The 10,382-nt window shown below is 60.3% G+C and carries 11 protein-coding genes; 6 read left to right on the plus strand and 5 right to left on the minus strand.

From position 1 onward, the window contains the following. Positions 1-7: 7 nt before the first annotated feature. Together D0550_RS05950 and D0550_RS05955 are read left to right on the plus strand one after the other, a co-directional pair. Positions 8-964: an alpha/beta hydrolase gene (locus tag D0550_RS05950; protein ID WP_116808195.1), complete on the plus strand. Its 957-nt coding sequence runs from the start codon at positions 8-10 to the stop codon at positions 962-964. Between the two features lie 91 nt (positions 965-1,055). After that, positions 1,056-1,340 carry a hypothetical protein gene (locus D0550_RS05955; RefSeq protein WP_116808196.1) on the plus strand — a complete coding sequence of 95 codons (285 nt, stop codon included), beginning with the start codon at positions 1,056-1,058 and terminating at the stop codon, positions 1,338-1,340. Between the two features lie 109 nt (positions 1,341-1,449). Here D0550_RS05955 and cml read toward each other — a convergent pair whose 3' ends face one another. Next, positions 1,450-2,655 (minus strand): CmlA/FloR family chloramphenicol efflux MFS transporter, encoded by a 1,206-nt coding sequence (gene cml / locus D0550_RS05960; protein WP_153067062.1) that lies wholly within the window; start codon positions 2,653-2,655, stop codon positions 1,450-1,452. Between the two features lie 662 nt (positions 2,656-3,317). Here cml and D0550_RS05970 point away from each other — a divergent pair. Further along, the gene (locus D0550_RS05970) at positions 3,318-3,785 is read left to right on the plus strand and encodes a hypothetical protein (protein WP_116808199.1); all 468 of its coding nucleotides are present in this window, start codon (positions 3,318-3,320) and stop codon (positions 3,783-3,785) included. A gap of 186 nt (positions 3,786-3,971) precedes the next feature. Continuing rightward, entirely contained in the window at positions 3,972-4,511 is a 540-nt protein-coding gene (locus D0550_RS05975; RefSeq protein WP_116808200.1) for a hypothetical protein, read from the plus strand. A 35-nt stretch (positions 4,512-4,546) separates the two neighbouring features. On the opposite strand, the gene D0550_RS05980 is transcribed toward D0550_RS05975, so the two are convergent. Then, positions 4,547-4,972 (minus strand): GNAT family N-acetyltransferase, encoded by a 426-nt coding sequence (locus tag D0550_RS05980; RefSeq protein WP_116808201.1) that lies wholly within the window; start codon positions 4,970-4,972, stop codon positions 4,547-4,549. 433 nt (positions 4,973-5,405) lie between these two features. Between D0550_RS05980 and D0550_RS05985 the strand changes: the two genes are divergently transcribed. Next, positions 5,406-5,702: a PsiF family protein gene (locus D0550_RS05985; RefSeq protein ID WP_116808202.1), complete on the plus strand. Its 297-nt coding sequence runs from the start codon at positions 5,406-5,408 to the stop codon at positions 5,700-5,702. Positions 5,703-7,120: 1,418 nt separating this feature from the next. Here D0550_RS05985 and D0550_RS05995 read toward each other — a convergent pair. From D0550_RS05995 to D0550_RS06005, 3 genes are all read right to left on the minus strand, one after another. Beyond that, positions 7,121-8,389 carry a serine hydrolase domain-containing protein gene (locus D0550_RS05995; RefSeq protein WP_116808204.1) on the minus strand — a complete coding sequence of 423 codons (1,269 nt, stop codon included), beginning with the start codon at positions 8,387-8,389 and terminating at the stop codon, positions 7,121-7,123. Positions 8,390-8,497: 108 nt separating this feature from the next. After that, positions 8,498-8,890 carry a hypothetical protein gene (locus D0550_RS06000; RefSeq protein WP_116808205.1) on the minus strand — a complete coding sequence of 131 codons (393 nt, stop codon included), beginning with the start codon at positions 8,888-8,890 and terminating at the stop codon, positions 8,498-8,500. Beyond that, positions 8,871-9,431: a serine hydrolase domain-containing protein gene (locus D0550_RS06005; RefSeq protein ID WP_116808206.1), complete on the minus strand. Its 561-nt coding sequence runs from the start codon at positions 9,429-9,431 to the stop codon at positions 8,871-8,873. Before D0550_RS06005 ends, D0550_RS06000 begins: the two co-directional genes overlap by 20 nt. 271 nt (positions 9,432-9,702) lie before the next feature. On the opposite strand from D0550_RS06005, the gene D0550_RS06010 reads away from it, so the two are divergent. After that, positions 9,703-10,382, plus strand: a 680-nt coding sequence (locus D0550_RS06010; RefSeq protein WP_161965659.1) for a serine hydrolase, incomplete at its 3' end; no start/stop codon positions are given.

Consider the following 10,382-nt stretch of genomic DNA (forward strand, 5'->3'; position numbering starts at 1 on the left):
GTCACGGATGAACGAAAAGATTGCCTTGCTACCCTTGGCGGCCCTCTGCATTGCGCTGTCCGGTTGCCATGGAGCCAAGATTCCTGCACCGCCGGTCGCGAAGCCGGCCGAGCCGGTCGAAGCATCGTTACCAGCATATATCCTGCCCAACACCGAGGTTCGTGAGATCACGTCGGGACCGCTGGGGCGCACATATCAGTTGTTCGTCAGCCTGCCGCCCTCGTACGAGGAGCGCGTGACACATCGCTTTCCTGTCCTGTTCGTGACGGATGCGAGCTATGCGTTCCCTCTGGTGCGAAACATCGGTCTCATGGTCGGGGATCGAGGCAAGGGCCTGGAGGAGTTCGTCCTCATCGGCTTGTCCTACGCCAAGGGCGAGACAGGGCAGTACAGCCGGCGGCGCGACTACACGCCGACACCGAACAGCGAAGACACAGTCTCCGACATGCCGGGTCGGCCCGCCGTGCATGGCCAAGCCGAGGTATACCGAAGGTTCATCGCCGACGAAGTGTTCCCGCTGGTGGCCGAGAGCTATCGCGTCGACATGAATCGCAAGATCTTCGCCGGCCATTCGTACGGCGGGCTCCTCGGCGCTCACATCCTGCTGACCGAGCCGACCATGTTCGAGCGCTACATCCTCAGCAGCCCCTCGTTGTGGTTCGACGACAAGGTCATGCTGGCGCGCGAGCGTGCCTATTCCGCAGCCCACACTGACATGCGCGCCGACGTCTTTCTATCGATCGGCGCGTTCGAGACAGTCAATCCGTCGTCGGGAAACAAGCGCTACCATCGTAACAAAGATATGGTGCGCGATCTGCGAACGTTCGAGGCGCAGCTGCGCTCGCGCAGCTACCCCAGCCTGCGCGTCGAAGCCACCGTCATCGACGACGAGGACCATTTGACGGTCTATCCCGCCGCCATCACACGCGGATTGATGTGGGCGCTGCCAGCTGCTGGCCATTGAAACGGATGCAGCGGGACAGCCCCGTCGCCTGACAAGCTGTTGCACACGCGATAGGATGGTCGGCGCGAGCAACAGTGCTAAGTCATAAAAAATGGAACAGTCAATTACCCTCAACCTGCCTTACGACCTGACCGATGCAGAGTGGATGAAGGTTTTGGCTGTCTACCGCGCCATGGACGGCTGGGTTGAAGGGCAGAATTTGCCCTGCTGGTTCGGCCCATTGGATAGCTCTCGTTTCGTGGCGGCGTCTGTTGAGCCGAGCGGGTTGCTGGTCGAGGGAAACCTTGAGCCTGAACTCTTCCGAGGTTGGGTTACTAAGCTCTGTGCGAGGCTGACTGTTGCACTCGGACGAGAGGTGTATGACGCCGAGGTTTAATTCGAATTCGCGTCAGGTAGCTGCGGACGCTCTTGCTCCTGCGGTGTCGGTGCGGACACGGCTGAGGGCCGGAGCGCCCACCGTCTCGGGTGAGCGCTCCGGTGCACCTTTACCTGCGGTATCCGGTGCGCAGTCCAATCGTCAAAGAGGAGATTAGTACCAAGAGCGGCAACGTCAGGCAGTACGCTGCCAGCGGCCATCGCGTGTCCATGGGCAACACTGCGGCGACGAGCGTTCCTGTGATCCCGGAAAATGCCCCGCCAAGGCAAAAGAACCAAGCCGTGGCGGTACCTGCCGCTTGGTCGAAGTCGCGCATGGCGGCATTGGGAGCTACCGCATTTGCAACGGCGATGCCGAACCCAGCTATCCACATGGGTACGAGAGCGGATAGCAGAGCCTCGGGTGCAAGGATCTCTGCCAGCACCAGCAAGACGCCGGCTACAAGCAGGCAGGCCATGGCTCGCTCTAACGAGCGTCGCATCCCCCAGCGTGGCGCCAGGGAACCGATGATCCGCGATGCGAGGATCATGGTTATGGCGATCGTTGCGAACAGCGTGCTGAACGCAATCTGCGAAAGTTGCATCCGCTCCATCATCAGCCACGGCGAGGTGGAAAAGCAGACGAAGAACGCCCCCATGCCTGCGCCATAACCAACGACGTACCACCAGAAGCGTCCGCTACGCAGCGGTTGTAGCAGCCGAGTGGATTGCACACTGGTATCGCCAGGATTGTGCGTCTCTCGCCACTGACGGAGGGCAACGAACAGCATCGCGGACATGCCGATGCCCAGCGCAATGAATATGGCGCGCCACCCGAACCACGCATCCACGAGCGCGCCCAATAGCGGCCCTGCTGCGGGCATGACCGCGAGCATCGCTCCCAGCATTCCGTACACGGCGCTTCCCTCCGGCCGACCCCCGTAGAGGTCACGCACCGTTGCGAACACCGCCACCATGCACGCAGCAGCCCCGCATGCTTGGGCAAAGCGCCAGGCGAGAAACCCCGCGGGCGATGCCGCCATTGCCAGTCCGAATGAAGCGATGGAAAAAACAAACGCGCCGGCGAGGAGCACAGGCCGTCGTCCCCATCGGTCCGATAGCGGGCCGAAAATCAGCTGGCCTGCACCGAGCATCACAAGGTAAAGAGTAAGAGTCAGTTGAACAGTCGCTGCATCCACGCGCAGGACCTGTGCCATGCCCGGAACCACGGGCAAGTACATGTCCATGCCGAGAGCGGCGAGCAGGTTGAAGGGAACCAGCATCAGAACGGTGGCCGTCTGGGAAAGACGCCACGGTGTAGTAGGGCTCGAACGCACGATCAGATCTCCTATTGAAAGGATTCAGCGGCGTTCTCGTATCGGAATGAAGGCCTGGGAGAAAACGCCGCAACGACAAAGCGAGGTCGTTGCGGCTTACCTGTCTGCTTGTTTCATTGCGCCCTTGGCAAGAGTTCTCAATTCGCCCGGCTCGGCCTGGTCTCTGCAGTTTACTATTGACAGTACCCGCTCGTAACTCGTTCCCGCTCGGCCGGCGTGCTCGCCGGATGCGGATCGGTCCGTACGAGAGGCCTCGCTGAATGTCAGCGGCTGCCGGATCGGTCCCCTAAAATTGCGTCCCTTGCATGGCGAGGAATTGCCGGTCCATGGGTGACTATAGCTTGCGTGCCTTGCTCAATCGTCCGCTCAAAAGCGCCGAGATCCTCGAGCGGCTGAGGGATGAGGACATGGAAGTGATCTACGACCTCGATCTCCTGCAAGAAGGTAGCCCGGATAGATACTGGGCGGCTGCCCGAAGTGCGGGCTTTCAGCAAGCTGCATCTCATCACACTCATGCTCGATCCCCCGTAGGCCACCGACAAGTCGCAGACTTGCGTGGCGCTGAGGCGCTACGCGATGTTCCGGCGGTGCTCCGGCGGTTCTCGTGCGCATTCGCGTAAGATAGCTTGTGCACGCGGCAGGACACTTGGAAACACAAGCGAATGAGCTACACGTTGCAGGCGATGGTCGGCAGCAGCACGACGATTGTGGCTCTTGGCGAGGACGGCGCCACGCGGGTCGAGCTGAGCGGGGGCTTGGCAATGATCCCACTGACCGGAGAGTTGCGGAACCGCTTCGGTATTTCGAGCTTGCCGCTTACAGATGATGAGGCGGAACCGATCCTGCCCGATTCGCTGTCTTCGCTTTGCTTGAAGTTCTCCCAGCACGGGCTTGTGGCGTACCTGGAGGCGGAGATCTTCGGCGGTGTCGGTTTGCAGGCGTATGTTTTGTTTAGGGATGGAGCCATGCTCGGCGCACCCGTCCGTGCTGTGGACGCGATCAATCAGGCGCTAAGGCATTTGGGCGTGCGTTCCGGTTCAAATCGCGACGAGTTTGACGCCGTGGGGCTCGGGCGGCATCGCGACACAGACGAATGGGCGTCGGATGCAGTTTCCCGAGCGGTCTCATGACCTTATATTGGCTGGCGCCAAATGACTAGGAACTCCGCTGGCCAGGATTACCGGGACCGGGAGAAAGAAATGATCGGATATTGGGCTCTCATTACTGAGGACACAGCCGCGCCCGATGCTGGCGCGTACAGCGGAGTCGTGCGCACCGGGCAACCTCTCTGTAAGTGCCCAAGCTGCGATTCGCCGATGTTTCCGGTTCTCAACTTCGCGAGTCCGATTCCGGGAATTACCTGGCGCAGTGAGCTGGGCGTGGACGGAGTGTTGTCCCTAGACGTTTGCCCGAGCTGCTCGCATTCGCTCAACAATTACTACGTCACGATCGAGGCAGCCGGCCGCAAGGCCGCGGGCGGATTTATGGACGAGGGTGGGCCGGTCTGGGAACTCGACTTGCCGTTTGGTAGCCGCCGAGTCGACCTGCAGCCGATATCGGTGAGCTTCTGGGACGACCTCGATGCGCAAGAGGAGTATCTGTCACGCCGGTTGCTGGAGGGCGTCTATCATCAGGTCGGAGGGCGGGCAGTGAAGACTTGTCGCGATCCGATCGATGAGTGTCAGCGCTGCGGCGGCCGTGTGGATTTCTTCGCTGTCATCGACTACGACGACCTGAACGTGCCGCTCTACGAAGAAGCCCAACCTCGCTCCCTGATCATCGGTGACATGCGGAGCCTCAACGTCTATCTCTGTCGGCAGTGCCCGACCATCAACTACGGTATCTCCGAGGATTAGGCCGTGCGAGTCCGCGTGAGGTAACCGCCGGTCGGTCAATCACGCAACTTCATCAGCCCGCCACAGACCGCGTTAAACCCGCACTCGTCGATGTAGAAGGGGCGTAAGCGTTCGTCGAAATCCACGTGCAGAAAATCACAGCCGGCGCGGACTGCTTCGTCACGAGCCGCGTGTACCAAGCGGACGCCGATACGCTGGCGGCGAGCGTCACTCGCCACCATCACGTCCTGAATCCAGGCATGCACGAGCCCATCCCATAGCACGTTGGCAAAGCCGACGAGTTCCTCACGCCGTCGCGCCGTGACCCAGCCCAGGCTGTGCCTGGCTGTGAGTTCGCGCCAATTCCATTCCGACTCATCGAACAGCCGCGTTTCGAAGGCCTCGGCATGAAGTCTGTTGACTTCCAGGTTCGTGAACGGGCCGCGCCACGCAAAAACGACCGGTGTATCGAGCAATGACATGACGACTCCAGCGGGCAGAGGATGGAATGTTACCATCGCGCATTCGCCCGGCAGCGAAACGGGTTGCCTATTGCGTGAGAACCCACCAGTACGTGTTGTAGGCTCCTCGCGGTCAGGGGAAACTTCGGGCTAGCCAGTACCATTCCTCGAGGCCTACGCCTTGATGCTGCTCGAGCCGAATCCGGCTCCAGCCGCGATGCGGTATCGGCGTCTTTCCATTGCGCGTCGCACTGAGTGTGGAGGGATCAAGGTCGAATCTCCCCCTTCGCGTAGCGACGACACGGAACATGCTTACATGAGGCGCGTTCGCTGAGTTGGAACGCCAGCATCGAGTAGCGATGGGTTAGAACGCCGAGTGCTGCCAACGATGCGAAGGTGGATGTAGACCTCTGGTTTGCGGCACCTGGCGTGTTACGCCACTGGGAGAACTTCGATGCAACCTCTACCTCTTAGTACAGCCCTGGCGATATCGATCCTGCTCGGCGCCGTGCCCGGCTACGCCGCGCAGGAACAGCCTACGCAGCAGGAGATGGCTGATTGCAGCGCTCAGGCACAAGCTCACAATCTGATTGGCGATGTACATGAGTCCTTCATGAAAATGTGCATGGATCCGAGATACAAGTCGGCTTCGCAGCACGAGATGATGACAAAGTGTCACGCCAGCGCCTCCGAACAGGGCTACAAAGGGGACGAGCTCAAGCAGTTCATGAACACCTGCATGAAACAGTAGACGGGCACTAGGATGCATCCCCTGCGTTGAGAGCGTACGTGTACGAGCCGGATGTATGGAATGGATTCCAGCCCGTTCTAATACGACTTGAAATATTCTCTGCAAAGCATCGTGCGTGCTCGCTATGGGATGCTTGGCAGTGCCCTGAGGGCGACTACTGCAAGGCGGGCTCGCGAGACTAAGGCGGTACTAGGACCTCAGGCTGTGTTGCGGTAGAACAGGCTGTCATCGGTCGTTTATCATTGTCCAGCGCTTCGGTCGTTCGATGGGCCGTCCGGGAATGACGTGCTCGATCCTGGTAGGAACTGGAGATGATCCGTGCACCGCGTTGATACCTTGCGCTTAATAGCATTCTCGACCATTGCGCTACTGCTGTATTCGGCAGGTGCTACCGCTGGTTGCATCATGCCAGAGCGGCCGGATCCGATACCTCTCAAGCATTCGCCCCCTGAAGCACGATATGGCGTTCAGCGCGCTTTTCAGTCCGGCGTGTATGAATTCATTGCGTGTCAGAGGAGCTCGCTGCAGAAACGTGCGCGTGGGCTTGCGCCCTCGGAGGTGCGACAGCTCATTCTGCGAGATCGTGCAGCCGAAGATCGCGCTATCGCCGAGCTCGAGTCTCTCAATCAATGCTTCAGCTATTCGAGGCGGGAATCAGATCCAGAGATCGCGCGTAGGGAGTGTGAACGCATCATCGAGTCGACGTTCCGAGACCGCAGCCAGCCTGAGTGGCTACGGCCCACAGACCTGATGAGCGATCAGCGTAGCGCGTATGGAGGTGTCTGGAGCTATCGAACATTGGACTTGGGTCGACCGGGAGACTGCATGGATGCTCCGTGCGACAACATGTTCGGTGTTGAAGTAACCAACATGACCCCAGTGGTGCTGATGTGCGAAGTGGTTCTGAAGGCGTCCAATGGGCGAGAAGGCACACTTCGGGGTGAACAAGTGATCACGTTGAATCCCGGTGACTCACTTCCGGCGGCGCGGGTCACGATCCAATCTTCTGTGGAGAACGTCGAGCCTGAAGTGATGTGTGCTCCAGCAGCACCACTCGCGCCGGCGCCGCGCGTACCTGCGGCGTGCGTCGTGAACTGGGAGCCCCGTTCGTTCGACTTTCCGATGGGCTTGGTACGTCCCTCATGGGAGAGTGGCACGGCGTTGCTGGAGTTCACGGCACCCGAGAGGTATGGGCCGCCAGAGGCTATCCGCATCGTGCACGCAGACTCTTCGAGAATCGCCCAAGGTGCACAGGCGATGATCCAGAAGCTGAGGTTTTTCACGAACTGCGCCAGTGAACGCTTTCGTCTGCGCGCGGAATACCGTGCCTTTCCTTGCTATGTATGCTTCCCTAGGGGAGTAGTGACGTTATATCGAGATAGTTGAAGCTTGGATTTTTTCCGCTGCAGACCGCCGGCTCACGGCTTCTGCCGGGTGGTCGGTTCCGCAGATCTGGTGATCGCTTGATACACCCAGCTTCGTGACAGGCCGCCTGTGTCCGGCGCTCCTTCTCCTCGATGCTGAATCATGCCGACGACGATCAGGTGATAGACAGGGTCGATCCAGAACCAGGTACCAGCAGCACCGCCCCAAGAGTAAGTCCCCTTGCCGTGATATCCGCCTGCGGCAACTGGATCCTCGACGATCGCGACACCGAGTCCGAACCCGACGCCGGGCTCGAGCGACTTCGTAGCTGCGGGCAGCATGCTCTTCGTCATGAGTTCGACCGTGAGCGGAGAAAGCAGACGCCGTCCTCCGAACTCGCCGCCATTCAGCAACATCTGGCAGAAGCGCAAGTAGTCGGAAGCTGTAGATACCAAGCCGCTGCCACCCATCGACAATGCCGGGGCCGACGTGTAGTCATCGCTCGGATGAATGACCAACTTTCGATCCTTGTCATAGGTGTAGAACGTCGAGAACCGAGCGAGCTTTTCCTTCGGCACATAGAACGCCGTGTCCTTCATCTCCAGGGGTTTGAAGATCCGTTGTTCGAGGAACACAGGCAGCGGCATTCCCGACAGCTTCTCTACCAGGTAGCCCTCTACGTCGGCAGCGACGCTGTAGTGCCAGCGCTCGCCGGGCTGAAACAACAGCGGCATCTTGGCGAGCTTGTCGATCATCACCTGCATCGGTTCAGCGCGATCCAGCACATTGACCTCGGTGTACATCTTGTCTACCGCCGTACTGCCAAAGATTCCATAGGTCATCCCTCCGGAATGCGTCATCAGCTCGCGCATGGTCATCGGATGATCCGGTGCAACCTCCTTGACGGAGCCAGTATTGCCGTCAACGACTGCGACCTTGAGGTTCGCGAATTCGGGGATGTGCCTGGCAACGGGATCGTTGAGCTGCCACTTACCTTCTTCCATCAGCATCAGCATGGCGACGGCTGTAATGGGCTTCGTCATCGAGTAGATGCGGAAAATCGAATCCCTCTGCATCGGGGCGCCCGACTCAACGTCGCGCTTGCCCGCGGCTTCGAAATGCACGACCTTGCCATCTTTTGCCACTGCCACGACGACTCCCGGAAGCCGGCCTTGATCGACCAACATCCGCATACCGCTCGTGAGCCGTTCGAGCCGCTCCGACGACATGCCGACGGTTTCGGGCGGTGCGTTCGGCAACCCTGCCGCCTCGACAGCGCCAACGAGTAATATTTCGGCCAGGATGATCGAGAGCCAACGCATCACTCATTTCCTCCGTGGGCGATTCGCGAAGAGGGGAGATCTTGTCGACGAAGATATGAAGACGCGATCCATGAGGGAAAGGTTGCACAACACAATCCAACGACGTTGTTACGTCCGCTTTTTCCTCCGCTCCTTCGCCACCTCGCGCGCGAGCCAGGTGCGATAGTGGGACAAATACGGCGAGTGCGGGTCGAGAAGGGAGATCAGTTCGGGCATCGCCGACAGTGCTCGCCTGTTCGGCGCATTCAGGAACACGATCACTGCGTCATGGGACGGTTGGTAGAAGTACGCGAGCGCGAGTTCGGACCAGTCGCTGCCTCCGTGACCGACCACCTTGAACTCCCCATAGTCGATGACTTCAAAGCCCAGCCCGTAACCTTGCGAACGAGGGCAGACGGCTGTGCCATTGGCCTTGCAGTCCACGACGCGCTCCTCCCCCTTGTCCGTCTGAACACGGTTGCGCTCCGCGGCAAGTTTGGAGTCATAGTCCGCCTCGCTCATGACGGAGATCAGGAACCGCGCGTAGTCGACGATGGCGCGCGCCAGATATGGGCGCCCGGGCTGTTCTCGAAGGCCAGCTCTCTGTCGGAGCGGAAAAACGCCAGTTGGGAAAGCCGCTCGTGTGGTTCAACACCATGCGCGCGGTTAGTTGCTCGCGGCGAGGATCGTGCGCGATGTCCGGATCGATCCAATACGGCGCCAACGGCTCATCCAAGTCCAGCTTACCTTTTGCGACCAGGCGCAGCGCCGTCTCCGCCGCGACGGTCTTGGTGATCGAAGCAACATTGAAACGCGTCTTCGCCGATGCCGGAACGCCCGGCTCCGGCTCGCCATAGTAGCCAGTCCAGACGAGGTTGCCGTCGTCGATCACTCCGACACCGGCGGTAAGGACTCCGTTCTCGGCGATCAAGTTGGCGAGGGCGCGATCGAGGCTGGCCGGCGGCGGCGGAACATGGCCCCGTTGGCTCTCCGGCTGGGCCGCCGATTCCGCATGCGTACCGACGGCGGAAATCAGCAGGGCGAATATCACTAACCTGTTCATGAGCGACCCTAGAGCATGAGTCGATGAGATGCGCCGGATTGCCGCAAAGTTTGAATGACGTGCCGATAGGCACCACAGAACTGTCTTTGGGCTGTTCCTGCAGTCTCAGCCCCCCCGAGGAGCCGATAGTCGCTACGAGAGCATGAATCTGCCCTATGTTTAGTGCTGCCAGCTGCCCCTGAGGTTAACCGCAGCCGTGAGTTAGCTGTAACTTTCCGCTCGCAAGCGTGTTCTGAGTAGATAACCCGGAGCATGCATGGAGTCTCACCGCATGACACGATTGACGACAGTGGGAAGCCGACTGGGGATCGCGGCGCTCGTGGCGTTGGGTATATCGCTGCTGGCGACGTCGGCGATTCGCGCGGCAGAGCTGGCCACCCCTCCGGAATCGGGTTCACAGCGCGCCGCGACGATCGGCGATCGCGAAATCGCGAAGCTCGTGCGCTTCCGCATCGAAAAGCAGCGTCGCGCGACGTCCGCGGTCGTCGGAGTGCTGCGCCCTTCGGGCCGGAGCATCATCGCGTATCAGTCGAAGCGCGGACTGCACGCCGTCGAACCGGACGGCGACACGATATTCGAGATCGCTTCGCTCACGAAGGTCTTCACTGCGTTGCTGCTGGCGGATGCGGTGACGCGTGGCGATGTGCGGTTCGACGATCCGCTCTCGGCGTTCGTGCCGATCGGCGTGAAGGTCCCGGAATTTTCCGGGCGCGCCATCACACTCGTGGACCTCGCCACGCATACGTCTGGCCTGCCGCTGCGGCCGAACAATCTGACCGCCGCGCCGGATGCGCCGAACAAGTATGCGGGGTACACGCTCAATCAGCTGTATGCGGGCCTGCCGGAATATCACCTCGCGCATGCGCCCGGGTCGCAGTTCGAGTATTCCAACCTCGCGTTCGCTTTACTCGGCCACGCACTCACACGGCAGACGGGCACATCTGACGCTGC

The organism is Steroidobacter cummioxidans, assembly GCF_003104955.1.

Bases quoted from the DNA above. Each gene is read 5' to 3' on its own strand.
- D0550_RS05975 (WP_116808200.1), top strand. From the start codon at position 3,972: ATGTTTCCGGTTCTCAACTTCGCGAGTCCGATTCCGGGAATTACCTGG.
- D0550_RS06005 (WP_116808206.1), bottom strand. From the start codon at position 9,431: ATGAACAGGTTAGTGATATTCGCCCTGCTGATTTCCGCCGTCGGTACG.
- D0550_RS05955 (WP_116808196.1), top strand. From the start codon at position 1,056: ATGGAACAGTCAATTACCCTCAACCTGCCTTACGACCTGACCGATGCA.
- D0550_RS05995 (WP_116808204.1), bottom strand. From the start codon at position 8,389: ATGCGTTGGCTCTCGATCATCCTGGCCGAAATATTACTCGTTGGCGCT.
- D0550_RS05980 (WP_116808201.1), bottom strand. From the start codon at position 4,972: ATGTCATTGCTCGATACACCGGTCGTTTTTGCGTGGCGCGGCCCGTTC.
- D0550_RS06000 (WP_116808205.1), bottom strand. From the start codon at position 8,890: ATGAGCGAGGCGGACTATGACTCCAAACTTGCCGCGGAGCGCAACCGT.
- D0550_RS05985 (WP_116808202.1), top strand. From the start codon at position 5,406: ATGCAACCTCTACCTCTTAGTACAGCCCTGGCGATATCGATCCTGCTC.
- D0550_RS05970 (WP_116808199.1), top strand. From the start codon at position 3,318: ATGAGCTACACGTTGCAGGCGATGGTCGGCAGCAGCACGACGATTGTG.
- D0550_RS05950 (WP_116808195.1), top strand. From the start codon at position 8: ATGAACGAAAAGATTGCCTTGCTACCCTTGGCGGCCCTCTGCATTGCG.